The sequence below is a fragment of the Symbiopectobacterium purcellii genome, assembly GCF_052050035.1.
Lineage (GTDB): Bacteria > Pseudomonadota > Gammaproteobacteria > Enterobacterales > Enterobacteriaceae > Symbiopectobacterium > Symbiopectobacterium purcellii_A.
In genome coordinates this window covers 1,605,582-1,627,565 of record NZ_CP189882.1, presented here as the reverse complement: position 1 = coordinate 1,627,565, position 21,984 = coordinate 1,605,582, and the positions used below count along the sequence as shown (strand labels likewise).

At 47.8% G+C, this 21,984-nt stretch carries 30 protein-coding genes and 4 pseudogenes; 14 read left to right on the top strand and 20 right to left on the bottom strand.

What is annotated here, in order from left to right:
- Nucleotides 1-559: 559 nt before the first annotated feature.
- Complete coding sequence (locus ACQGXV_RS12135) at nt 560-1,051, bottom strand: transposase family protein (protein WP_440867395.1); 492 nt, start codon at nt 1,049-1,051, stop codon at nt 560-562.
- 85 nt (nt 1,052-1,136) lie between these two features.
- Between ACQGXV_RS12135 and ACQGXV_RS12130 the strand changes: the two genes are divergently transcribed.
- The 3 genes and pseudogenes from ACQGXV_RS12130 (at nt 1,137) to ACQGXV_RS12120 (ending at nt 2,603) form a co-directional block, all read left to right on the top strand.
- Nucleotides 1,137-1,370, top strand: a complete 234-nt coding sequence (locus ACQGXV_RS12130; RefSeq protein ID WP_440866514.1) for a hypothetical protein — start codon at nt 1,137-1,139, stop codon at nt 1,368-1,370.
- Nucleotides 1,371-1,374: 4 nt separating this feature from the next.
- Nucleotides 1,375-2,199, top strand: a pseudogene (locus tag ACQGXV_RS12125) (IS256 family transposase); the annotation flags it as partial.
- 86 nt (nt 2,200-2,285) lie between these two features.
- Entirely contained in the window at nt 2,286-2,603 is a 318-nt protein-coding gene (locus ACQGXV_RS12120; RefSeq protein ID WP_440866513.1) for a helix-turn-helix domain-containing protein, read from the top strand.
- 37 nt (nt 2,604-2,640) lie between these two features.
- Here the strand turns inward: ACQGXV_RS12120 and ACQGXV_RS12115 are convergent, their stop codons facing one another.
- Nucleotides 2,641-3,540 carry a transposase family protein gene (locus ACQGXV_RS12115; protein WP_440866512.1) on the bottom strand — a complete coding sequence of 300 codons (900 nt, stop codon included), beginning with the start codon at nt 3,538-3,540 and terminating at the stop codon, nt 2,641-2,643.
- Nucleotides 3,541-3,634: 94 nt separating this feature from the next.
- Here ACQGXV_RS12115 and ACQGXV_RS12110 point away from each other — a divergent pair, with 94 nt between their 5' ends.
- Both ACQGXV_RS12110 and ACQGXV_RS12105 read left to right on the top strand, forming a co-directional pair.
- Nucleotides 3,635-4,300 carry an IS30 family transposase gene (locus tag ACQGXV_RS12110; RefSeq protein ID WP_440866511.1) on the top strand — a complete coding sequence of 222 codons (666 nt, stop codon included), beginning with the start codon at nt 3,635-3,637 and terminating at the stop codon, nt 4,298-4,300.
- A 158-nt stretch (nt 4,301-4,458) separates the two neighbouring features.
- The gene (locus ACQGXV_RS12105) at nt 4,459-5,031 is read left to right on the top strand and encodes a hypothetical protein (protein WP_440866510.1); all 573 of its coding nucleotides are present in this window, start codon (nt 4,459-4,461) and stop codon (nt 5,029-5,031) included.
- 142 nt (nt 5,032-5,173) lie between these two features.
- Here the strand turns inward: ACQGXV_RS12105 and ACQGXV_RS12100 are convergent.
- Nucleotides 5,174-6,025 (bottom strand): annotated as a pseudogene (locus ACQGXV_RS12100) (IS256 family transposase); the annotation flags it as partial.
- 70 nt (nt 6,026-6,095) lie between these two features.
- Between ACQGXV_RS12100 and ACQGXV_RS12095 the strand changes: the two are divergent.
- Nucleotides 6,096-7,019, top strand: a complete 924-nt coding sequence (locus tag ACQGXV_RS12095; protein ID WP_440866184.1) for an IS5 family transposase — start codon at nt 6,096-6,098, stop codon at nt 7,017-7,019.
- A gap of 84 nt (nt 7,020-7,103) precedes the next feature.
- Here the strand turns inward: ACQGXV_RS12095 and ACQGXV_RS12090 are convergent, their stop codons facing one another.
- A complete protein-coding gene (locus ACQGXV_RS12090; RefSeq protein ID WP_440866509.1) occupies nt 7,104-7,265 on the bottom strand; it encodes a hypothetical protein in 162 nt (53 codons plus the stop codon).
- Here ACQGXV_RS12090 and ACQGXV_RS12085 point away from each other — a divergent pair.
- Complete coding sequence (locus ACQGXV_RS12085) at nt 7,249-7,644, top strand: phage antirepressor KilAC domain-containing protein (RefSeq protein WP_440866508.1); 396 nt, start codon at nt 7,249-7,251, stop codon at nt 7,642-7,644. The genes ACQGXV_RS12090 and ACQGXV_RS12085 overlap by 17 nt on opposite strands.
- Nucleotides 7,645-7,782: 138 nt before the next feature.
- Here ACQGXV_RS12085 and ACQGXV_RS12080 read toward each other — a convergent pair.
- A pseudogene (locus ACQGXV_RS12080) lies at nt 7,783-8,574 on the bottom strand (IS5 family transposase); the annotation flags it as partial.
- 27 nt (nt 8,575-8,601) lie between these two features.
- Between ACQGXV_RS12080 and ACQGXV_RS12075 the strand changes: the two are divergent.
- From ACQGXV_RS12075 to ACQGXV_RS12060, 4 genes are all read left to right on the top strand, one after another.
- Complete coding sequence (locus ACQGXV_RS12075; RefSeq protein WP_440863229.1) at nt 8,602-8,790, top strand: IS630 transposase-related protein; 189 nt, start codon at nt 8,602-8,604, stop codon at nt 8,788-8,790.
- Entirely contained in the window at nt 8,714-9,247 is a 534-nt protein-coding gene (locus ACQGXV_RS12070) for an IS630 family transposase (RefSeq protein WP_440862665.1), read from the top strand. Before ACQGXV_RS12075 ends, ACQGXV_RS12070 begins: the two co-directional genes overlap by 77 nt.
- 45 nt (nt 9,248-9,292) lie before the next feature.
- A complete protein-coding gene (locus ACQGXV_RS12065; protein ID WP_440867394.1) occupies nt 9,293-9,526 on the top strand; it encodes a tyrosine-type recombinase/integrase in 234 nt (77 codons plus the stop codon).
- A gap of 315 nt (nt 9,527-9,841) precedes the next feature.
- Entirely contained in the window at nt 9,842-10,846 is a 1,005-nt protein-coding gene (locus ACQGXV_RS12060) for an Rpn family recombination-promoting nuclease/putative transposase (RefSeq protein ID WP_440866507.1), read from the top strand.
- On the opposite strand, the gene ACQGXV_RS12055 is transcribed toward ACQGXV_RS12060, so the two are convergent.
- The 7 genes and pseudogenes from ACQGXV_RS12055 to ACQGXV_RS12025 all read right to left on the bottom strand — a co-directional run bounded on the left by ACQGXV_RS12055 (nt 10,830) and on the right by ACQGXV_RS12025 (nt 15,396).
- On the bottom strand, nt 10,830-11,489 hold the full coding sequence (locus ACQGXV_RS12055) for a tail fiber assembly protein (RefSeq protein ID WP_440866506.1): 660 nt from the start codon (nt 11,487-11,489) through the stop codon (nt 10,830-10,832). The genes ACQGXV_RS12060 and ACQGXV_RS12055 overlap by 17 nt on opposite strands.
- Nucleotides 11,489-12,685, bottom strand: coding sequence for a phage tail protein (locus tag ACQGXV_RS12050; RefSeq protein ID WP_440866505.1), 1,197 nt, complete (start codon nt 12,683-12,685; stop codon nt 11,489-11,491). The genes ACQGXV_RS12055 and ACQGXV_RS12050 overlap by 1 nt, the downstream gene beginning before the upstream one ends.
- Nucleotides 12,646-13,179: an IS630 family transposase gene (locus ACQGXV_RS12045; protein ID WP_440867179.1), complete on the bottom strand. Its 534-nt coding sequence runs from the start codon at nt 13,177-13,179 to the stop codon at nt 12,646-12,648. The genes ACQGXV_RS12050 and ACQGXV_RS12045 overlap by 40 nt, the downstream gene beginning before the upstream one ends.
- Complete coding sequence (locus ACQGXV_RS12040) at nt 13,103-13,468, bottom strand: IS630 transposase-related protein (RefSeq protein WP_440863104.1); 366 nt, start codon at nt 13,466-13,468, stop codon at nt 13,103-13,105. Before ACQGXV_RS12040 ends, ACQGXV_RS12045 begins: the two co-directional genes overlap by 77 nt.
- Before the next feature lie 67 nt (nt 13,469-13,535).
- Entirely contained in the window at nt 13,536-13,814 is a 279-nt protein-coding gene (locus ACQGXV_RS12035; RefSeq protein ID WP_440866504.1) for a hypothetical protein, read from the bottom strand.
- Between the two features lie 361 nt (nt 13,815-14,175).
- Nucleotides 14,176-15,111, bottom strand: a pseudogene (locus tag ACQGXV_RS12030) (IS256 family transposase); the annotation flags it as partial.
- Nucleotides 15,112-15,267: 156 nt separating this feature from the next.
- Entirely contained in the window at nt 15,268-15,396 is a 129-nt protein-coding gene (locus ACQGXV_RS12025; protein WP_440866503.1) for a hypothetical protein, read from the bottom strand.
- A 72-nt stretch (nt 15,397-15,468) separates the two neighbouring features.
- On the opposite strand from ACQGXV_RS12025, the gene ACQGXV_RS12020 reads away from it, so the two are divergent.
- Nucleotides 15,469-16,194 carry a transposase family protein gene (locus ACQGXV_RS12020; protein ID WP_440867393.1) on the top strand — a complete coding sequence of 242 codons (726 nt, stop codon included), beginning with the start codon at nt 15,469-15,471 and terminating at the stop codon, nt 16,192-16,194.
- A gap of 37 nt (nt 16,195-16,231) precedes the next feature.
- Here ACQGXV_RS12020 and ACQGXV_RS12015 read toward each other — a convergent pair whose 3' ends face one another.
- The 7 genes from ACQGXV_RS12015 to ACQGXV_RS11985 form a co-directional block, all read right to left on the bottom strand.
- Nucleotides 16,232-16,378, bottom strand: a complete 147-nt coding sequence (locus ACQGXV_RS12015) for a transposase (protein ID WP_440866502.1) — start codon at nt 16,376-16,378, stop codon at nt 16,232-16,234.
- 116 nt (nt 16,379-16,494) lie between these two features.
- On the bottom strand, nt 16,495-17,037 hold the full coding sequence (locus ACQGXV_RS12010) for a transposase (protein ID WP_440866501.1): 543 nt from the start codon (nt 17,035-17,037) through the stop codon (nt 16,495-16,497).
- Between the two features lie 12 nt (nt 17,038-17,049).
- Nucleotides 17,050-17,283: an integrase core domain-containing protein gene (locus ACQGXV_RS12005; protein WP_440867392.1), complete on the bottom strand. Its 234-nt coding sequence runs from the start codon at nt 17,281-17,283 to the stop codon at nt 17,050-17,052.
- A gap of 183 nt (nt 17,284-17,466) precedes the next feature.
- A complete protein-coding gene (locus ACQGXV_RS12000; RefSeq protein WP_440866500.1) occupies nt 17,467-17,592 on the bottom strand; it encodes a hypothetical protein in 126 nt (41 codons plus the stop codon).
- A complete protein-coding gene (locus ACQGXV_RS11995) occupies nt 17,582-18,205 on the bottom strand; it encodes an IS3 family transposase (RefSeq protein ID WP_440866499.1) in 624 nt (207 codons plus the stop codon). Before ACQGXV_RS11995 ends, ACQGXV_RS12000 begins: the two co-directional genes overlap by 11 nt.
- A complete protein-coding gene (locus ACQGXV_RS11990; RefSeq protein WP_440862591.1) occupies nt 18,202-18,480 on the bottom strand; it encodes a transposase in 279 nt (92 codons plus the stop codon). Before ACQGXV_RS11990 ends, ACQGXV_RS11995 begins: the two co-directional genes overlap by 4 nt.
- Nucleotides 18,481-18,522: 42 nt before the next feature.
- On the bottom strand, nt 18,523-18,777 hold the full coding sequence (locus ACQGXV_RS11985) for a hypothetical protein (RefSeq protein ID WP_440866498.1): 255 nt from the start codon (nt 18,775-18,777) through the stop codon (nt 18,523-18,525).
- A gap of 536 nt (nt 18,778-19,313) precedes the next feature.
- Here ACQGXV_RS11985 and waaA point away from each other — a divergent pair.
- Together waaA and coaD are read left to right on the top strand one after the other, a co-directional pair.
- Nucleotides 19,314-20,600, top strand: a complete 1,287-nt coding sequence (gene waaA / locus ACQGXV_RS11980) for a lipid IV(A) 3-deoxy-D-manno-octulosonic acid transferase (RefSeq protein WP_440866497.1) — start codon at nt 19,314-19,316, stop codon at nt 20,598-20,600.
- Between the two features lie 22 nt (nt 20,601-20,622).
- Entirely contained in the window at nt 20,623-21,111 is a 489-nt protein-coding gene (coaD, locus tag ACQGXV_RS11975) for a pantetheine-phosphate adenylyltransferase (protein ID WP_440866496.1), read from the top strand.
- Between the two features lie 51 nt (nt 21,112-21,162).
- On the opposite strand, the gene ACQGXV_RS11970 is transcribed toward coaD, so the two are convergent.
- A complete protein-coding gene (locus ACQGXV_RS11970; RefSeq protein WP_440867391.1) occupies nt 21,163-21,960 on the bottom strand; it encodes a glycosyltransferase in 798 nt (265 codons plus the stop codon).
- Between the last annotated feature and the right edge of the window lie 24 nt (nt 21,961-21,984).

Here is a 21,984-nt window from a genome sequence, read left to right as displayed (position 1 = left end):
CGCCATGGCAAAGCAAACGTTTAAAATCACCAACGGGTCCATCTACAACAATGCTTTCAGGCTGCGCGGGTCATTGACAGTCTGGCTTGATGCCCAATTCCCCCTCGAAAGGCGGCTGAGGGGTGAACTCATGCATAAATCATCTCCCCGGAGAGTTGAGTCAGTGGTGCTTCGTTCATCATGACGGCAAAGCTGCAGGCTGTTGTGGCTCTATTTTTATCTATAATTGGGCTTTGTTGAATAATTTAACCGTTTGATTTACATCTTCTTTAGTTAGAATGCATTTACAGAGAATGTATTTTGTTAGAACGACAAATCAAATAGTTAGCACAATAAAAAGCATTCCGAGAGGAAAAATTAGTCGTTGAAATTTTATAATGCTTATATAAATCAGTATCTTAAATTATTCAACAAAGCCCTATAATTGTTTCTTTTTTAAGCCAATAGACATAGCGAATAGCTAATGCAGGTACAACCCAAATGCCTGATTCAACGCCGCCATGCATTAAGCGTGGTGCTTAATAGTGAAATAAGGGTGTTTCGGTGATTGAAGTAAATTTTACGCTGTTCTGAGATGGAAATTCCAAAGACCGGCGCTAAGGAGTAAGAAGGTATCATCAATAAAGGGTCTACGATTCCGTAAAATTTGGGTCATGCAACCGAGGCGCTTGATACCCGCGATGGCGTGTTCAACTGTAATACGGATGCCCGAGATTATTTTATTTTCTTGTTTTTGTTCAGGCGATAAAGGTCTTTTTCGAGTTCCTTTTTTTGGAATTTGTGTATTAGGATGCTGTTTATCTATACCTTGAAAACCGGTATCTGCCCAGATGGTTACCTCAGGAGGAATATGGCGAATTATATCGACTTTATCGAGTAAGCGTTTATCGTGACGGCGCCCATTTTTGCTCATGGGGATAAATCCAATTTGCCTTGTTTCGTCAGTCATAATAAGCCCTTTTCGAGTGGTCTGTCTTTTCTTTCCCGAATACATTTTTTTTCGCCGACGCAGATTCTTAGGCTTTTGGACAGGTCGCTCTGTCCCATCAATAAACTAGTTGCTGAATAGAGACTTGCATTTTTTGTCAGGCTATTGAGAATAAAAAGAGGTTTAACTTAGAGAATAAAGGTTTGAAATGATCAACAAAGAGCGGTTGTTACGAGATAATCGTTTATGTAAAGCAATCATTGGATTATCAGTCGAAGAATTGAAAAATTTAGCCGCTGAATTTTCAGCTTGTTATTTGATTTATCGGAAAAAGAATCGAAAAGATCACGAGCGGCAGATGGGTGCAGGGCAGAAAGGATTTATCCGAGACTGTAAAATAATCTGTGTAAATGGCATTTTGAGGAAAACCTTCAAAGGATAACAAAATGCCTATCAGCAACGAACTTATTGACCAACTGCTTCAAGATTGTCACTCCCCTCAGGATCTGCTGGGTGAATCAGGCCTACTCAAGGTGCTGACTAAAAGACTGGCGGAACGGGTTCTTGAAGCTGAGATGGAGATGCACCTTGGGTATGCTAAGCATGACCCGGCTGGTAATCATTCAGGCAACTCACGCAATGGCAAGACATCCAAGAGCGTACGTAGCCAAAATGGGGAGATCGAGCTCGATATTCCGCGCGACCGCAACAGTACCTTCGAGCCGACACTGATCGGTAAGCACGAAAAACAGCTTAACGGCTTCGATGACCGCATTATTTCTCTCTATTCCAGAGGGTTATCAACCCGTGATATTCAGGCACACTTTAAAGAAGTCTACGGGGTCGATGTTTCCGCTGGCTTCATTTCTCAAGTGACCAATGCTGTGATGGATGAAGTTAAGCGCTGGCAGCAACGGCCGCTGGATGCGCTTTATCCCATTGTTTACCTTGACTGTATTGTTGTCAAAAGCCAGGACGGCGGAGCCGTGGCCAACAAGTCTGTTTATCTGGCCCTCGGCGTCAACGGCCAGGGCGAAAAAGAGCTGCTGGGGCTATGGATAGCCAAAACTGAGGGGGCCAAGTTCTGGTTATCTGTGATGACAGAACTGAAAAATCGTGGGCTAAAGGACATCTTCGTCGCCTGCTGCGATGGCCTGAAAGGCTTTCCTGATGCCATTGAAGCTGTTTACCCGCATACGCGGGTACAGCTCTGCATTGTGCATCAGGTGCGGAACTCGCTGCGCTACGTCGGCTGGAAAGAGCGTAAGGCCCCATTCCCACTCGAAACGCAACAAAGTGACCCACTCGCCAGAGTCGGATAAAATCACCGTTCTGGCCATACTGGAGAGCCTGTTGCATGCAGGGAAAACCTCTGACTCAGAAAGAACGGTTCTACATCGAAAAGCGGCGTGGTGAAGGTGTCAACCAAGCTACCATCGCCAGAGAGCTTGCTCTGCCTCGCTCGACCATCAGCAGGGAACTCAGACGCAATACCGACCCTACTTTCAATGGTGTCTACTGCTGTAGAAGGGCGGACACGCTAGCCCGGGAACGCCGTCATAAGCCTCTGCCAAACAATGCTTTTTACCCGTTGGAGCCACACATTCAGAACTTCATCAGGCAGGCGCTTTCCACTCACTCTTCACCTGAAATCATCAGTAAGCGTGTTGCTTAATAGTGAAATAAGGGTGTTTCGGTGATTGAAGTAAATTTTACGCTGTTCTGAGATGGAAATTCCAAAGACCGGCGCTAAGGAGTAAGAAGGTATCATCAATAAAGGGTCTACGATTCCGTAAAATTTGGGTCATGCAACCGAGGCGCTTGATACCCGCGATGGCGTGTTCAACTGTAATACGGATGCCCGAGATTATTTTATTTTCTTGTTTTTGTTCAGGCGATAAAGGTCTTTTTCGAGTTCCTTTTTTTGGAATTTGTGTATTAGGATGCTGCTTATCTATACCTTGAAAACCGGTATCTGCCCAGATGGTTACCTCAGGAGGAATATGGCGAATTATATCGACTTTATCGAGTAAGCGTTTATCGTGACGGCGCCCATTTTTGCTCATGAGGATAAATCCAATTTGCCTTGTTTCGTCAGTCATAATAAGCGCTTTTCGAGTGGTCTGTCTTTTCTTTCCCGAATACATTTTTTTTCGCCGACGCAGATTCTTAGGCTTTTGGACAGGTCGCTCTGTCCCATCAATAAAGACGTCTTTAACTCCAGGAAAGGCGCGAAAAAATTCCTCAGCAGAGCGAATTTGACGAGCGGGCAAAACACATTCTCGCCCCAAGGTCATCTCTAAAACCGGCAATAATATTTTTACCCAGCGACATACCCGTGTTCTATCTAAACCAAAAAGAAGTCCTTGCAAATCATAGGTCGGATAACATTTTAAATACAATAAAATAAAAAGCAGTTTATCTAATGGGGTTGGGATAAATCCTTTCTGCCCTGCACCCATCTGCCGCTCGTGATCTTTTCGATTCTTTTTCCGATAAATCAAATAACAAGCTGAAAATTCAGCGGCTAAATTTTTCAATTCTTCGACTGATAATCCAATGATTGCTTTACATAAACGATTATCTCGTAACAACCGCTCTTTGTTGATCATTTCAAACCTTTATTCTCTAAGTTAAACCTCTTTTTATTCTCAATAGCCTGACAAAAAATGCAAGTCTCTATTCAGCAACTAGTTTAGTGGCCGTTTGCACCTGGAATTCGGTATACCTGTCAGCAAGAATACGCTATATCGCTATATCCTGCAGGAGAGACAGGCTGGCGGGGAGCTATATCAGCAACTTCCTCATCGGGGAAAACGTTACAGGTACAATGCCGAAAACCTCAAATCAGGCCCTATTCCCAACCGTGTTGGTATTGAGTATCGCCCAGCTCAAGCCGAGCTTAAACAGGAGCCTGGCCACTTCGAAATTGACACTATTTTTGGCAAAGACCAGAAGTCATTCTTGTTAACCATCGTAGATAAAGCATTGAAAACCGTCATCATTCGCAAACTGCCTAATAAGCGTGCGGAGACTGTGGTTGCTGCTTTCAGGGACATTGAAGCTAATACCTTTTGCAAGTTTAAGACCCTAACAGCTGATAACGGCCCTGAATTCGCTCTGCACGAGCAAATTACTCAAATCACAGGGGCGCAGGTCTACTTTGCCCATCCTTATCATTCCTGGGAGAGGGGCTTGAATGAGCACACCAACGGGCTGATACGACGTTTTTACCCAAAGGGAACAGACTTCAGTCAGGTCAGTCATCGTAAGATTGCCGAACTCGAACACATACTCAATACAAGGGGCAGAAAATCGCTGGGCTATCGTTCTCCCAATGAGGTATTTTTAACGCACTTACTGGTGGCATAAGCCTCTACCGTTTTGTTGCGTTTCGAGTGGGAATGGGGCGCTCTACCTTGTGCAACGGCTGCGCGATGTAAATCATTCAGGCAGTAACGCCCGAAAGCGTCTTTTTGCAGATTGGCGGTCAGATCGCTTACACTTGGCTTAACACAGGAGGATCCGCTATGGGACAAATAGCATTTGATACATTGCAGGCGTCAGAAGAGCTTCAAACCGCCGGGCTTACCAGTGAGCAGGCCAAGGCGATTTCTCTCGTCGTACTCAAGTCTCATGAGGTGGCTGATGTGGCTACTAAGCGTGATCTCGAGGACGTGCGCAAAGACTTAAAAGCAGTTATTCAAAATCATGATGCTCAGTTACCTATCTGTTTTGAAAAAACTGAATCCAAAATAATGGATGTGCGTAAAGACTTCACTATCCAAATCACTGACGTTCGTAAAGAGATGCAAGCTCGCTTCGAGAAGACCGACGCGCAGATAGCCGATGTCCGCAAGGACCTATCCGCAGAGATCGCCGATGTCCGCAAGGATATTGACGCTCGCTTCGAGAAGAACGAAGCTCAGATACAGGCTCGCTTCGAGAAAACTGAAGCGCAGATATCTTTAGTCCGCAAAGACTTGCAGCTTGAGATGGCCGGTATCCGCTCTGAGCAGAGGTTAATTCGCTGGATGCTGAGTGCTGGAATTTTGGGTATTCTCTCTCTGGTTGTGAAAGCTTTTCTCGTTACGGCCCTCTAATTAATTATGCCACTACGGGTTGTTAGCTCATATGCAGGAGCAATGAAAATATGCAGGTGGTGCCCATATCGGGAGGTGTGCAGATCCTGCACAACCCACAATATTGAGTCTGTAAAAAATTTCGTGTAAATGGCTCCATCGCTTAACCGGAAATCCGATCTCCATACATCAACATGAATTGGCTCATAGCCGGTTTCCAGTCTCTGATTGGTAGGGTCCATTTAGCCGAGATATTATGCAAGGCTAGATAGAATAATTTTAGCACCGAGTCATCCGTTGGAAATATTCGTCGCGTTTTCGTTATCTTGCGCAATGAAGCATTTAACGACTCTATCGCGTTGGTGGTGTAGATAACCTTGCGAATCTCCGGCGGAAAATCAAAAATGACGATGAGACGTTCCCAATTATTTCTCCACGATGGGCTGATCGTCGGGAACTGTTCATCCCATTTGGCCGCGAAGGCATCCAGGGCCTCTTCAGCGCCCTCTAGCGTTGCGGAACTATAGATAGTGCGGAGGTCAGCAGCAACGGCTTTACGCTCTTTCCAGCCGACGTAGCGCAGCGAGTTCCGCACCTGATGCACGATGCAGAGCTGTACCCGCGTATGCGGGTAAACAGCTTCAATGGCATCAGGAAAGCCCTTCAGGCCATCGCAGCAGGCGATGAAGATGTCCTGTAGCCCACGATTTTTCAGTTCTGTCATTACAGATAACCAGAACTTGGCCCCCTCGGTTTTGGCTATCCATAGCCCCAGCAGCTCTTTTTCGCCCTGGCCGTTGATGCCTAGAGCCAAGTAAACAGACTTGTTGGTCACGGCTCCGTCGTCCTGGCTTTTGACCACAATACAGTCAAGGTAAACAATGGGATAAAACGCATCCAGCGGCCGTTGCTGCCAGCGCTTAACGTCATCCATCACGGCATTGGTCACTTGAGAAATGAAGCCAGCGGAAACATCGACCCCGCAGACTTCTTTAAAGTGAGCCTGAATGGCTTTGTTGAATAAATCGAACTTTCAGGGGATCGCCGGATCAAAGCACTATCATCGCTCACGATAGCAGCTCCCCATGGCAAAGCAAAAGTTTAAAATCACCAACTGGCCCACCTACAACAAAGCACTCAGACAACGCGGCTCCCTGACGGTCTGGCTTGATGAGTCGGCCATCGCTGCATGGACTGACAGTGCTTCGCCTGAAGGTCGTGGTCGGCCGCTTTACTACACCGATATGGCTGTTACCACGGTTTTGATGATAAAGCGCGTGTTTAACCTGTCGCTCCGGGCATTACAGGGCTTTGCCGACTCGGTTTTTACACTGATGAGCCTGCCACTGCGCTGCCCGGACTACTCTCTGGTCAGTCGGCGGGCAAAAACCGTCAGTATCAGCATAAAAACGCCAACGCGTGGTGAAATCTCGCATCTGGTCATCGACAGTACCGGTCTGAAGGTCTTTGGCGAAGGTGAATGGAAAGTCAGGCAGCATGGGGCTGACAGACGAAGAGTGTGGCGCAAGCTTCATCTGGCAGCAGACAGTGCGACGCATGAGATTATCTGTGCCGACTTATCGCTCAGCGGAACGACAGATGCGCAGGCACTGCCGGGCCTGATTAACCAAACCCACCGAAAAATCAGGGAAGTGTCAGCAGACGGTGCTTATGACGCCCGTTACTGCCACGATGCGTTGCTAAGAAAGAAAATCAGGCCCCTTATCCCGCCGCGAAGCGGAGCCAAATACTGGCCGGACAAGTACCATGAACGTAACCATGCGGTGGCGAATCAGCGTCTGAGCGGGAGTAATGATATGTGGAAAAAGAAAGTGGGTTATCACCGGCGTTCAGTGGCAGAAACAGCGATGTTCCGCATAAAAACTTTGCTGGGTGGCCATCTGAGCCTGCGTGACTATGAGGCTCAAGTAGGTGAAGCCATAGCGATGGTCAAAGCGCTGAACCGTATGACGTTGTTGGGTATGCCACACAGCGTCAGGATAGGATAACAGGTGTAGCAGAGGGAGTCATCCTGTCGGCTAATTCTGATTTATTCAACAAAGCCTCTCAGAACAGCGTAAAATTTACTTCAATCACCGAAACACCCTTATTTCACTATTAAGCAACACGCTTAGAGTGAAGCTGCACTGATATAGCCAAGCGACATTATTTTGATAACAGCCAGCTATGCTTTTTTGCCGCATATCAGGGCATAGGATGTAATCATTTTTAAGTCGGTTGGCTATACTGGTCAACAAAGAACAGGAGGCCGAAATCCACGACCTCAAGAGCTTGTTCAAGGAGGGTATGACCCCTACCCAGTTTTGCAAAATGCTCAACGGTGTTAACACCCAAAAGGTTAACGGCTGGCTCGCTGAGCGCAACTGGCTATACAACGAAAGTCAATCCGGTACCCGCTGGCGCGCCACGTCGTACTCTCGCGACAAATACCTGACTGAGCACCAGCATCTGATTAGCGTTCATGGTTCCGATGACTTCATTAAGCACCAGCCGGTACTCCTTCGCAAAGGCGCTGAGCGCATCTATGACTTATACCGTGGTGGCAAAGTGCCTATGAAACTCAACTGGAACGGCGATTTTACCCACCAGAAGCACGTCAGCCTTGCATCGTAAGAGGAGCAACGAATGAAACCTAAAATACCTGTCAGAATAAGAGAGCGGGAGAAGTTATTTAAGCGCTTATACCGTGAAGGACGGCTTTGTTGAATAAATCAGAATTAGCCGACAGGATGACTCACTCTGCTACACCTGTTATCCTATCCTGACGCTGTGTGGCATACCCAACAACGTCATACGGTTCAGCGCTTTGACCATCGCTATGGCTTCACCTACTTGAGCCTCATAGTCACGCAGGCTCAGATGGCCACCCAGCAAAGTTTTTATGCGGAACATCGCTGTTTCTGCCACTGAACGCCGGTGATAACCCACTTTCTTTTTCCACATATCATTACTCCCGCTCAGACGCTGATTCGCCACCGCATGGTTACGTTCATGGTACTTGTCCGGCCAGTATTTGGCTCCGCTTCGCGGCGGGATAAGGGGCCTGATTTTCTTTCTTAGCAACGCATCGTGGCAGTAACGGGCGTCATAAGCACCGTCTGCTGACACTTCCCTGATTTTTCGGTGGGTTTGGTTAATCAGGCCCGGCAGTGCCTGCGCATCTGTCGTTCCGCTGAGCGATAAGTCGGCACAGATAATCTCATGCGTCGCACTGTCTGCTGCCAGATGAAGCTTGCGCCACACTCTTCGTCTGTCAGCCCCATGCTGCCTGACTTTCCATTCACCTTCGCCAAAGACCTTCAGACCGGTACTGTCGATGACCAGATGCGAGATTTCACCACGCGTTGGCGTTTTTATGCTGATACTGACGGTTTTTGCCCGCCGACTGACCAGAGAGTAGTCCGGGCAGCGCAGTGGCAGGCTCATCAGTGTAAAAACCGAGTCGACAAAGCCCTGTAATGCCCGGAGCGACAGGTTAAACACGCGCTTTATCATCAAAACCGTGGTAACAGCCATATCGGTGTAGTAAAGCGGCCGACCACGCGTCAGCGAAAGATCGATAAATCCGAGTTGATAAAAGATGTTGAACAATATCCAGATGCTTACCAAAAAGAACGTGCAGAGCGTTTTGGCGTTTGTCAGAAGGCCATTTGGCAAGCGCTTAAAAAGCTGGGATTGACCTATAAAAAAAACTCTACGTCATCCGAAAGCCGACGAAAACGCCCGGCAGGGATTTCAACAAAAAAAACAACAGTATGAAAAAGAAGGTAAACCTATTGTTTTTATTGATGAAAGTGGTTTTTCACACGATGCCCCACGGACTCACGGCTATTCCCCAAAAGGTCAACGGTGTTTTGGCCTGAAGAACTGGGGAGCTAGGGGAAGAACAAATGTTATCGGCGCTTTATTAGGCACAACGCTGTTTGCTATCGGATTATTTGATATCAATATTAACAGCGATGTTTTCTATGCCTGGGTCACACAAGTCCTTATCCCAGTACTCCCTAAAAACAGTGTAATCATGATGGACAATGCCACTTTTCACAAAAAACATAATATTCAACAAGTCATCATCGATGCAGGGTATATGGTGGAGTATTTGCCTACATATTCGCCAGATCTTAACCCAATTGAGCATAAATGGGCACAAGCAAAAAGCAAAAAAAGAGAGATGGGTTGCGATACAGAGAGTTTGTTCTCAGTCCATATGGTGTAATCAAAATTAAGTCGCTTGGCTATAGTGCTTTGATCCGGCGATCCCCTGAAAGTTCGATTTATTCAACAAAGCCCTGCATTTCGTGAGGCACGCAACGCATCAGGGTTAACATGGGAACGTAACGCTCCCTCATTTCATGAAATCAGAAGTTTGGCGGCGCGACTCTACACTGATGAGAAAGGGAAGGATTATGCGCAAAAATTGCTCGGACATAAGTCCTCAGAGATGACGGATAAATACCGAAATGTCAGGGGCGCTGAGTGGACTGAGATTCAATAATTTCGATCGAATTTCGAGTAATTTCGACCGATACGCGATAACTTATTGAATAATAATCTCGGTATTTTTATGCCGCTATGGCATGCACAGCAGAGCAAAAGAACATAAAAACTATTAATATCAATGCATTGACTGAATTTATCGTTCAAAAAATAGGCAACAAAACACAACAAAGCACGACAATACACAACATTTTTATCAATACGTTACCGTCCATTTCGACTTGCCAACTACGCCAGAATCGCCCAGATTTGACAGACTTGAAGGAGGGGATTTCGATGGCGTAGCCTAACCTGAGCAAGGTATACTGCGCCAATGACAACATCCTCACTCTCACAACACGATTCGCTGTTCAAAAAGTTTCTCGGCGATATCGCTGTGGCACGAGACTTTTTGGAAATCCATCTGCCGCCCCACCTGCGTGAACGCTGCGACTTCAGTACGTTGGCAATGGAGTCGGGCAGCTTTATCGAAGACGACCTGCGCACCCAGTGTTCGGATATGCTCTATTCCGTGCAGACGAATGCGGGGAAAGGCTACATTTATACACTCATCGAGCACCAGAGCAGGCCAGAAAAGCTCATGGCATTCAGGCTGCTACGGTACAGTGTGGCAGCCATGCAGCGGCACCTTGAGCAAGGTAACGAGACCTTGCCCGTGGTCATCCCGCTCCTGTTCTACCACGGCACCACGTCGCCCTACCCCTACAGCACCCAATGGCTCGATTGCTTTGCTGACCCTGAACTGGCAGAATCAGTCTATACACAGGCATTCCCGTTGGTTGATATCACCGCTATGCCGGATGATGAAATACTGTCCCATCGGCGGGTAGCCCTGCTAGAATTGGTGCAAAAACACATCCGTACACGGGACATGCTGGGACTGGCAACCGATATCGCCCGCCTACTCAATCTATGGGCGATACCGAAAGAGCAGTTCCGTAGCCTGATATACTATATTGCAGAGCGGGGAAATACGTCGGATGAAGAGCAATTCCTACAATATATCGCCGCCACAGCCATTGACTATCGGGAGGACATCATGACCATTGCAGAGCAGCTTGAAGCCAAGGGCATCCAGAAGGGCAAGCAGGAAGGCTACCAGTTAGGCCGACAGGATGGTGTTCATGAAGGCGTACAACTCGGTCGCCAAGAAGGTCGCCAAGAAGGTCGCCAAGAAGGTCGCCAAGAAGGCGAGCATAGCGCCTCGCTCAAAATTGCAAGGCAACTTCTTGCTGATGGTGTAGGAAAATCAGCCATCAAGCGCTATACCGGCCTGTCCGATGATGAACTGGCTTCCCTGTTCAACCACGGGCATTAATCCCCGCCTTTTCCGCGTCCGGCGGCTCAGGCCAGTTTATATCCGCCGCTTTGCTTATATCCAGCCGATTAAGCAGCACGCGGTATTTCTTCCACGCAACAAGTTGCGCCCTTTCTGTCTCCGTGGCCATATCGAGGTCTACCGCATCCTGAAGTGGCTGAATACGCGTATTCGCCACGGTAAGACGTGAGGTTAACGCCTGTTGTGCCTCCTGCTGCGCAGCTCGTGATTCAGCCGCTTGCTGGGCTTGCGTGTCTGTCACCCATTTTTTCCCGTTCCGCACATCAAATTCGGTTTGTGGTTTCAGTAACGTGAGGTTATCCGGCAGTTCGCCGAATTGGGTGACAATCTGTTCCTGCCGTGCTTCGGTACTGTAAACTGTCTGGCCGCGATTATCCTCCACGTGCTCCCATGACTTGCCATCTGCCGCGCGACATAGCGCTTGCCCAACAGGCGGTAACTCTGGCTTATCGGGGTAACTGTGGGCTGGAAGGCCTACATCGAACATGAGGTATTCCATGCTGGCGCTTTGGTATTCGCGCGTGACCGGGTGCGCTTGATAAACAGTGATCCAACCCGCCTTTTTGCTGAGGCCGTTTTCGCCTAATTCGGCATTTTCAATATCAGTTGAATAGGTGTTCATTATGCGGCTCTCACGATGTAGTTAAAGGCAATGTTGCGTGGGCGGGTTTCGTTCGCGGTTCGCGTTTGGCGTGATGAATCAAAAACAGCACGGGCACCAGTATTAGTGCGCGTTGATGTTGCGTCGAAATTAACCAGCGCGGTGCGGTCGATGTATAAGGCCCCTGCAGGGGGATAATTGACAAATTTATCAGCGGTCATATCGTTCATCGTCCATTTTGCTGTTATCGGTTGCATCGCATCTCCCTGTGCACTGAGTAAGGCACGTCCGGCATCAACCCCGCGTCCATCATCAGCACCACGAATAAACTCACCGCGCAGGTCAGGTAAATGACCGGATGGGTAGAGCTCCGCGAGAATCGGATAGGTTGTTTTGTTAAAGGCCTGCCCGTTGCATGTCAGAAAACCCGGTGGCGCAACGGCCCCAGGGAACGGGAGCGGAATACCTGCAAACTCCGATGCTGATATAGGGTTTGGTAGGTTTTGGTTTGTCCACAATTCATAAGATTGAGTTTCCGAACCGCTGTTATTCCCGCTCGATATTCTTACGCCGTTTACATCAGGACCGCCCGCGATAGCTCCTACAGAAATTAGGGACCATGTATCACCAGCCCTCATAAAAACGCCTGAGCCGTATCGTTTGCTGTATGGTGTAGGCGTGTCGTTGCGAAAAACCCTACTGCCATTTGCCGCATTTCTCGCCCATGTGAGAAATGTTTCAGCGGTCCACACTTGATTGTAGCCAGACCCGCCCCAACCCCACGCACCATTTATCAATAGCGCGCCAGCTGTTGCGTCAAACGGGCCTGTTTGCTTAACCCCGGCTACCTTTGAATTCAGCGCGGTGTCGATTTCCTGCTTGGAGTATGCCCCGACATCGCCAGCGCCCAGCGTGATATCTGCCGACAGCGCCTTACCGTTTACCGTGCGCCCGGACGGTACGCGCCCATTGGCATTATCGTTGGCAGCCTTTACCGCTTTCGGTGTTGCGGCCATCGTTTCATCGTTACTGTTGGTTGCGCTGCTGAGTTTGGTAATACCGGCTACCGTGGTTGACGCTGCTGGCACAGTGTTACTGACGTTTTTCGAAAGCGCACTTATCAAGCCCGTTTTAAGCGCGTCCAAATCACCATTATAGCCAAGCGACTTAATTTTGATTACACCATATGGACTGAGAACAAACTCTCTGTATCGCAACCCATCTCTCTTTTTTTGCTTTTTGCTTGTGCCCATTTATGCTCAATTGGGTTAAGATCTGGCGAATATGTAGGCAAATACTCCACCATATACCCTGCATCGATGATGACTTGTTGAATATTATGTTTTTTGTGAAAAGTGGCATTGTCCATCATGATTACACTGTTTTTAGGGAGTACTGGGATAAGGACTTGTGTGACCCAGGCATAGAAAACATCGCTGTTAATATTGATATCAAATAATCCGATAGCAAACAGCGTTGTGCCTAATAAAGCGCCGATAACATTTGTTCTTCCCCTAGCTCCCCAGTTCTTCAGGCCAAAACACCGTTGACCTTTTGGGGAATAGCCGTGAGTCCGTGGGGTATCGTGTGAAAAACCACTTTCATCAATAAAAACAATAGGTTTACCTTCTTTTTCATACTGTTGTTTTTTTTGTTGAAATCCCTGCCGGGCGTTTTCGTCGGCTTTCGGATGACGTAGCGTTTTTTTTATAGGTCAATCCCAGCTTTTTAAGCGCTTGCCAAATGGCCTTCTGACAAACGCCAAAACGCTCTGCACGTTCTTTTTGGTAAGCATCTGGATATTGTTCAACATCTTTTATCAACTCGGATTTATCGATCTTTCGCTGACGCGTGGTCGATGCTTTTGACTCTATTTGATTAATCCAACGCGATACAGAGGCAGGGCCAATCCGAAATTGCTTCGCTGTTTCTCGGATACTCAACCCTTCGTTTTTCCGTGTAGATATCACTTTACGTCTAAAATCAATTGAATAGCTCATTTAAATAATGTAATCAAAATTAAGTCTTTTAGCTATATCAGCCACATCGCTGTTATAGCCAACCGACTTAAAAATGATTACATCCTATGCCCTGATATGCGGCAAAGAAGCATAGCTGGCTGTTATCAAAATAATGTCGCTTGGCTATATTGGTATCCGCAATAAACTGCGCCACCACATGTGCAATGACTGACGCCTGCCGCCAGACAGTATTCAGTTCCTGAGAACGCGCCACACCTGCGCTAAATCCATTGCTGCGCGAGGTTAATTTTTGATACTCATCAGCAGACAATACGTTAGCGCCATCTGCGGTAGCAAACGGTAAAAAATCATTCTTTGCAATCACTGTTTCCTTAAAATCAAAGCCCTGCCAGTTTATCTATCACACTGGCATGTTTATCCTGTATGTGCTGGAGTGCATGGATAAATCGCAGCGATTTATCCATATCCATCAGTACCTGTCGAGAATCACCGCCAAGAGCCTCCTGAACCGTTCTGTCATCCAGAAGTTTTTGATAATCAAGGCTTTGTTGAATAATTTAACCGTTTGATTTACATCTTCTTTAGTTAGAATGCATTTACAGAGAATGTATTTTGTTAGAACGACAAATCAAATAGTTAGCACAATAAAAAGCATTCCGAGAGGAAAAATTAGTCGTTGAAATTTTATAATGCTTATATAAATCAGTATCTTAAATTATTCAACAAAGCCCGTTGGTGGTGTAGATAACCTTGCGGATCTCCGGCGGAAAGTCAAAAATGACGATGAGACGTTCCCAATTATTTCTCCACGACGGGCTGATCGTCGGGAACTGCTCATCCCATTTGGCCGCGAAGGCATCCAGGGCCTCTTCAGCGCCCTCTAGCGTTGCGGAACTATAGATGGTGCGCAGGTCAGCAGCAACGGCCTTACGCTCTTTCCAGCCGACGTAGCGCAGCGAGTTCCGCACCTGATGCACAATGCAGAGCTGTACCCGCGTATGCGGGTAAACAGCTTCAATGGCATCAGGAAAGCCTTTCAGGCCATCGCAGCAGGCGACGAAGATGTCCTTTAGCCCACGATTTTTCAGTTCTGTCATCACAGATAACCAGAACTTGGCCCCCTCAGTTTTGGCTATCCATAGCCCCAGCAGCTCTTTTTCGCCCTGGCCGTTGACGCCGAGGGCCAGATAAACAGACTTGTTGGCCACGGCTCCGCCGTCCTGGCTTTTGACAACAATACAGTCAAGGTAAACAATGGGATAAAGCGCATCCAGCGGCCGTTGCTGCCAGCGCTTAACTTCATCCATCACAGCATTGGTCACTTGAGAAATGAAGCCAGCGGAAACATCGACCCCGTAGACTTCTTTAAAGTGTGCCTGAATATCACGGGTTGATAACCCTCTGGAATAGAGAGAAATAATGCGGTCATCGAAGCCGTTAAGCTGTTTTTCGTTCTTACCGATCAGTGTCGGCTCCAAGGTACTGTTGCGGTCGCGCGGAATATCGAGCTCGATCTCCCCATTTTGGCTACGTACGCTCTTGGATGTCTTGCCATTGCGGGAGTTGCCTGAATGATTACCTGCCGGGTCATGCTTAGCATACCCAAGGTGCATCTCCATCTCAGCTTCAAGAACCCGTTCCGCGGCTTTGTTGAATAATTTAAGATACTGATTTATATAAGCATTATAAAATTTCAACGACTAGTTTTTCCTCTCGGAATGCTTTTTATTGTGCTAACTATTTGATTTGTCGTTCTAACAAAATACATTCTCTGTAAATGCATTCTAACTAAAGAAGATGTAAATCAAACGGTTAAATTATTCAACAAAGCCCCGTTCCGCCAGTCTTTTAGTCAGCACCTTGAGTAGGCCTGATTCACCCAGCAGATCCTGAGGGGAGTGACAATCTTGAAGCAGTTGGTCAATAAGTTCGTTGCTGATAGGCATTTTGTTATCCTTTGAAGGTTTTCCTCAAAATGCCATTTACACAGATTATTTTACAGTCTCCAGAAAGGATTTATCCCAACCCCATTAGATAAACTGCTTTTTATTTTATTGTATTTAAAATGTTATCCGACCTATGATTTGCAAGGACTTCTTTTTGGTTTAGATAGAACACGGGTATGTCGCTGGGTAAAAATATTATTGCCGGTTTTAGAGATGACCTTGGGGCGAGAATGTGTTTTGCCCGCTCGTCAAATTCGCTCTGCTGAGGAATTTTTTCGCGCCTTTCCTGGAGTTAAAGACGTCTTTATTGATGGGACAGAGCGACCTGTCCAAAAGCCTAAGAATCTGCGTCGGCGAAAAAAAATGTATTCGGGAAAGAAAAGACAGACCACTCGAAAAGGGCTTATTATGACTGACGAAACAAGGCAAATTGGATTTATCCCCATGAGCAAAAATGGGCGCCGTCACGATAAACGCTTACTCGATAAAGTCGATATAATTCGCCATATTCCTCCTGAGGTAACCATCTGGGCAGATACCGGTTTTCAAGGTATAGATAAACAGCATCCTAATACACAAATCCCAAAAAAAGGAACTCGAAAAAGACCTTTATCGCCTGAACAAAAACAAGAAAATAAAATAATCTCGGGCATCCGTATTACAGTTGAACACGCCATCGCGGGTATCAAGCGCCTCGGTTGCATGACCCAAATTTTACGGAATCGTAGACCCTTTATTGATGATACCTTCTTACTCCTTAGCGCCGTTCTTTGGAATTTCCATCTCAGAACAGCGTAAAATTTACTTCAATCACCGAAACACCCTTATTTCACTATTAAGCAACACGCTTATTATCCTGCCCCAGGGCTTTTCTCACCAGAGGCAACAGTTTTCCCACTACGCGGTTAGCCAGAAAACCAAAGTAACGCACCATCCGGAAATGCTTCTCCGGTATATGCTTTATCAGCCGCAGTATAGCCAACCGACTTAAAAATGATTACATCCTATGCCCTGATATGCGGCAAAGAAGCATAGCTGGCTGTTATCAAAATAATGTCGCTTGGCTATATCAGCTCACGCTGACTGAGCGCCAGGTCTTCATGCCTCCCCGTCCGGTGATCCAGAAAACGCAGGGTGATGCGGCTTCCCCCGTCGTAGTGTGCCAGTCGCGCACCCGACACAGGCAGTTTTTTTCAGGTACCGGCCCAGGTACTTTGCTGTCTGCCGGGGATGTTTCGTCGGCTTCGCAAAATACACGTGCCAGTAAATCTCTCCCTGCTCATTTTTCCCCTGGCTGAGCATAAAGCGCTTCCATTCATCATAATCCCGGATGTGAGCCAGCTGCGGCGGCAGAACAAGAGACTCCCATGCAGACAGCAGATACTGGCGTACATTCCATACCCAGCGCGCCCTGACCTTCGGCAGGGCAAACGACAGTTTTTTCCAGGCACCGTGCTCATTTATGCCGCCGGTGGTCCACGACAGGTGAATATGGCAGTTCCAGTTAAGCTGGCGACCATACGTGTGAAGAGCGCCGAAAATACCGGTGGTCAGGCCCCGCTGCTCCGCAGCGTACAGCAGGTTGTCCGCCGCCAGCGCAAAGAGGCCATTCAGCAGCCAGCGGTTGGCTTCAAACTGCACTGGTCAAGTAAATCAGGACACTTTTTTCTCAGCCATTTGTTCATAACGCACCGGAGACAGATCACCGTTAGCGGCATGATGCCTGTCTAGGTTGTAGTAGCGGATATACGTCGCCACATCATGCTCCATGTAAGCCCGTGTTGGCTGGGGTACCAGCAGCAACCATTCATGTTTCAGACTGCCCCAAAAGCGCTCCATCACCGCATTATCCCAGCAGGCACCCACGTCTCCCATACTGCTCCTCAGCCTGTAGCTGGCTTTGTTGAATAATTTAACGTTTTGATTTACAACTTCTTTAGGTGGGATGCATGTACAGAAAATGTATTTTGTTAGAGCGATAAATCAAATAGTTAGCACAATAAAAAGCATTACGGTAGTAAAATTTAGTCGTTAAAATTTTATAATACCCATTTAAATCAGTATTTTAAATTATTCAATAAAGCCCCTGTAGCTGCTCAGCAGCGCCTGAAAGCGTTGTCCCGTGTACTGCGCCCCCCTGTCCGTATGCACCACCAGGCCCGGCGGGGGAGTTCGCAGGTTATAGCTAAGCGACATTATTTTGATAACAGCCAGCTATGCTTCTTTGCCACATATCAGGGCATCGGCTGTAATCATTTTTAAGTCGGTTGGCTATATATGCCTTCATCAGGGCCCCGCAGACCAGCGATGAGGTCATCCGTCTGTCCACCTGCCAGCCCACTATCTGCCGGGAGTACAAATCCATAATAGCCGCCAGATACAGCCAGCCTTCACCGGTCTTCAGATACGTGATGTCACTCGCCCACACCTGATTTGGCCTCGGCGGGTTAAAATTCTGGTTCAGCAGGTTTGGGGCCACCTCTGCACCCGGGCGGGGTTTTGTCGTGACCTTATAAGTCCGGCGCTGTCGGCAGACCAGCCCCTCTTCCTGCATGAGTTTCCTCACCCGCCAGCGGCTGATTATGATGCCTTCTCCACGAAGCCTTTTGACCAGCGTCCGGCTTCCTGCTCCCTGCCTGCTGGCGGCGAACAGCGCCTTTAACCTGACCCGGACCTCCACGTCTTTTTGCAGCGGTTCGGCGGGCTTTTTTCGCCATGCATACCAGGCAGAGGCCGTCACACGCATGACCCGACAGAGTGTACGAACGCTGAAGTCAGTGGCATTGTCGAGAATGAACCGGTATCTCACGACATATGTTTCGCGAAGAAGGCACTCGCCTTTTTTAGTATCTCCTTCTCTGTACGTAACTCTTTGTTTTCCTTTTGTAACCGTTTTAACTCTGCACGTTCATCATCGCTGAGTACGCCGTTGCTCTGCTCGCGTGCCAGCGAGACCCATGTATGCAGGGTTTTGTTGCTTATGCCCAGCGATGCTGCTGCCCTGGCTATCGTATAGCCCTGCTCTGTTACCAGGGCAACGGCTTCCTTTTTAAACTCAGGGGTAAATTGTCGTTTATGGTTCACTAAACACCTCCGTTTTGGATGTAAGTTTAGTGTCCTGATTATTCAACCACTACACATCTCCGCTTCGGTTTCGTACAGGTCAAACCGGCGACAGGTATGGCAGAAGGCAACGTAGTGGTACGGAGAATCAGGGAATTCACTGTAGAAGGTGGTCCAGAACCACTCTGTGCAGTCAGGATCGTTGTCAACGAAAAGGCGGAATTGCTGGTAAGGGAGGTTGCCCTGTCGGACCACCGTTTTGAAAATCTGCTTAACCATTTTTGTATGAACGCGCTGATGCTCAGGGGAATGTGACACGGGATAACCTTCGGCTGGCGGGTTTCAGAATATCGCTATTCTGCCACACTTCGATTTGCAGCCGCCAGGCTGCTTCGTTCAAAACGATAGGTATCGTCGATAATACAGCGCAACAACGCTATCATCAACGTTACTGATAACTAAGAAGACGTTACCAGAACTCGCGAGTAGGCACATTTAAGAATAACGCCACCGCCCACACTGCCATAAAAAAATACCCTGCCCCCGTTACTTACAAGTCAATAATTTAAAATTGGAGCGTGGTGATAACACCAGAGATTTAAAATCCCAATGTTAATTAAGGCGATAAAGAAATATTTCCAGAAAAGAATTTCGGATTTGCAGCATAAATAGTTATTTTATGCAAATAATCAACTAACCACCTCAGGTATATTTATCATACTTTTGTCACCAGTTTACATTTTCATGTGTATTTACAGCTTAATTAACAGGGATATCTCAATAAATCCATAGCCTTGCTCTTATTTACGCGATAAAATCCCCCCCCAGCGATAACCTAATAATAGCCACTAGAGATGCTACAAACCCTTTACACCATCTTGCTTTACCTCATTCAACCATTAATCTGGCTCCGTCTGTGGCTAAGAGGACGCAAAGCGCCTGCATATCGTCGCCGCTGGAGTGAACGCTATGGATTCTGTGCGGAGAAGGTCAAACCCAACGGTATCATGCTGCATTCGGTCTCTGTTGGTGAAACATTGGCGGCCATTCCCTTGGTCAGAGCGCTTCGTCACCGCTACCCTTCTTTGCCGATTACAGTCACCACCATGACGCCGACCGGTTCAGAGCGTGTCCGCTCCGCCTTCGGCAATGATGTCTATCATGTGTATCTGCCTTACGATCTCCCCTGCGCCCTTAAGCGCTTCTTCGATCAGGTGAACCCAAAACTGGTGATCATCATGGAGACCGAACTGTGGCCAAACCTGATCACTGAACTGCATCGCCGTGATATCCCGCTGGTTATCGCTAACGCACGGCTTTCTGAACGCTCAGCGGCAGGCTATAAAAAAATCGGATCGCTGACACGCCGAATTTTGCGTCGAACGACCTTGATCGCCGCTCAAAACCAAGAAGACGGTGAGCGCTTTATCGACCTCGGTTTACCGCGCTCACACCTAGCTGTCACTGGCAGTTTGAAATTTGATATTTCTGTCACACCGGAATTAGCGGCGAGAGCCGTGGCACTACGGCGCCAATGGGCTTCGCGACGCCCGGTGTGGATTGCAACCAGCACTCATGACGGTGAAGAGGCGATTATTTTGGCCGCGCACCGTGAATTGCTAAACCGGTTTCCTGATTTGCTGTTGATTCTGGTACCTCGTCATCCAGAGCGTTTCCCGACAACTCAGGCACTTACCCAGAGTCTGGGGTTTAGCTACACCCTGCGCAGCAGTGGCGACGTCCCTGCGGCGGACACACAAGTGGTGATTGGCGATACCATGGGTGAGTTGATGATGCTGTATGGCATCGCAGACATCGCTTTTGTCGGTGGAAGCCTGGTGGAACGGGGAGGTCATAATCCCCTGGAACCTACAGCACATGCCATCCCTGTACTCATGGGCCCGCATACGTTTAACTTCAAAGATATTTGCCTTAAATTGTCAGAAGCGGGCGGTTTGATCACCGTGAAAGATACTGACAGTATTGTCAAAGAAGTGAACAGCTTGCTGACGGATGAAGATTACCGGCTCTATTATGGGCGACACGCCGTAGAAGTGCTGCACCAGAATCAGGGAGCACTTCAGCGCTTGCTCACACTGCTGGAGCCCTATCTTCCTCCGCGTGCAAACTCATCTATCTAACCCACTGGTGTTAAGGATTCCCATGGCGACCAAAGCAATCTACCCAGGTACCTTCGATCCCTTAACCAATGGGCATCTGGACCTGCTCACCCGCGCTTCGCGTTTGTTTGATCATCTCGTGTTAGCCATTGCCGCCAGCCCCAGTAAAAACACGATGTTCAGTTTGGATGAGCGTGTCGCATTAGCACGGCAGGCAACGCAACATTTGACGAATGTTGAGGTAGTGGGGTTTTCCGATCTTATGGTGCATTTCGCCCAACAGCAGCAAGCGAATGTGCTAATTCGCGGGTTGCGCGCAGTATCGGATTTTGAATATGAGCTTCAGTTGGCAAAAATGAATACTCACTTAATGCCAACCCTGGAGAGCGTGTTCCTGATGCCATCGGAAGCATGGTCATTTATCTCTTCTTCTCTGGTCAAAGAGGTTGCCCGCCACGGAGGGGATGTCTCGCACTTTCTTCCCGATGCGATTGGCTCAGCACTTAAGCAAAAGCTGGCGCAGGGTAAGTAAGGCATCATCCGGCGGGCAGATGGGTTCTTCCGCCGGAAAATGGCAACATGATTAACGCGCCATAGCACCGCATAGATAGCGGAACCACCACAGTGGGCGCCACCATGTCTTTAACGGAGGCAATGCCGCTGGCATTACGTTGTTACGGTATTTAATTTCCCAGGTAAAGTTGAGAAAAATACGGCTTTGCCCATATTCATCACCGAACAAGCTACACTCTTGCTTCTTACGCTTATCAATCGGCGTATTGGCGGAAAGGTCGCGGTGTAACGTATGGTAACTCTCTTCCCGGTCCACATCCCGTTCAAAACAACGAATGTTCTTCGGCAGGTAATGTTGGCGCGAACCTTGGTATTTCTGGTATTTCACGAAGCGGAAATCTTCTGAGCCATAATTTCCGGCAAACTCCTCGTCATAGCCAAAGAAACGCATAAGGCGCGCACGCGACATAAAGAACGTGTTCGGATGACCATAATACCTGTCGCCCACGTTACACACTTGGCCGCGTTTTTTGATGCCGTCTTCACGACTTTCCCGATAGATTTTGTAAAAATTGCGGCCTGGGTTACGGCAATTGATCAAATAGCGGAATGAGGATTCCGGCAATTCGTGGTCAAGATCGGTGATAAAAATTTTGTCAGACTTCGCGTAAGTCACCCCTAAATTGCGCGCGCCAGCCTGGTTCCATGGAATATCTTCATTAATACGCAGCCAGGTGATGTTCAGGTCAAACGTGCCAATGTCGTACTTAATCGGTGAACCGTCATCAACAATAACGAACTCAACCGCAGTTCTGATATTTTCCGGCAACTGCTCATACAGCCGCAGCAACGAAAATACGGAATCCATATTGTCCTGATTGCAGTAAAAGTG

Excerpts from the sequence above, each read along its gene's own strand:
- ACQGXV_RS12115 (WP_440866512.1), bottom strand. The coding sequence starts at position 3,540 with ATGATCAACAAAGAGCGGTTGTTACGAGATAATCGTTTATGTAAAGCA.
- ACQGXV_RS12095 (WP_440866184.1), top strand. The coding sequence starts at position 6,096 with ATGGCAAAGCAAAAGTTTAAAATCACCAACTGGCCCACCTACAACAAA.
- ACQGXV_RS12060 (WP_440866507.1), top strand. The coding sequence starts at position 9,842 with ATGACAACATCCTCACTCTCACAACACGATTCGCTGTTCAAAAAGTTT.
- ACQGXV_RS12000 (WP_440866500.1), bottom strand. The coding sequence starts at position 17,592 with ATGTCGCTTAGCTATAACCTGCGAACTCCCCCGCCGGGCCTGGTGGTG.
- ACQGXV_RS12120 (WP_440866513.1), top strand. The coding sequence starts at position 2,286 with ATGCAGGGAAAACCTCTGACTCAGAAAGAACGGTTCTACATCGAAAAG.
- ACQGXV_RS12105 (WP_440866510.1), top strand. The coding sequence starts at position 4,459 with ATGGGACAAATAGCATTTGATACATTGCAGGCGTCAGAAGAGCTTCAA.
- waaA (WP_440866497.1), top strand. The coding sequence starts at position 19,314 with ATGCTACAAACCCTTTACACCATCTTGCTTTACCTCATTCAACCATTA.
- ACQGXV_RS11970 (WP_440867391.1), bottom strand. The coding sequence starts at position 21,960 with ATGGATTCCGTATTTTCGTTGCTGCGGCTGTATGAGCAGTTGCCGGAA.
- ACQGXV_RS12025 (WP_440866503.1), bottom strand. The coding sequence starts at position 15,396 with ATGCCTATCAGCAACGAACTTATTGACCAACTGCTTCAAGATTGTCAC.
- ACQGXV_RS12040 (WP_440863104.1), bottom strand. The coding sequence starts at position 13,468 with ATGAGCTATTCAATTGATTTTAGACGTAAAGTGATATCTACACGGAAA.
- ACQGXV_RS12055 (WP_440866506.1), bottom strand. The coding sequence starts at position 11,489 with ATGAACACCTATTCAACTGATATTGAAAATGCCGAATTAGGCGAAAAC.
- coaD (WP_440866496.1), top strand. The coding sequence starts at position 20,623 with ATGGCGACCAAAGCAATCTACCCAGGTACCTTCGATCCCTTAACCAAT.
- ACQGXV_RS12130 (WP_440866514.1), top strand. The coding sequence starts at position 1,137 with ATGATCAACAAAGAGCGGTTGTTACGAGATAATCGTTTATGTAAAGCA.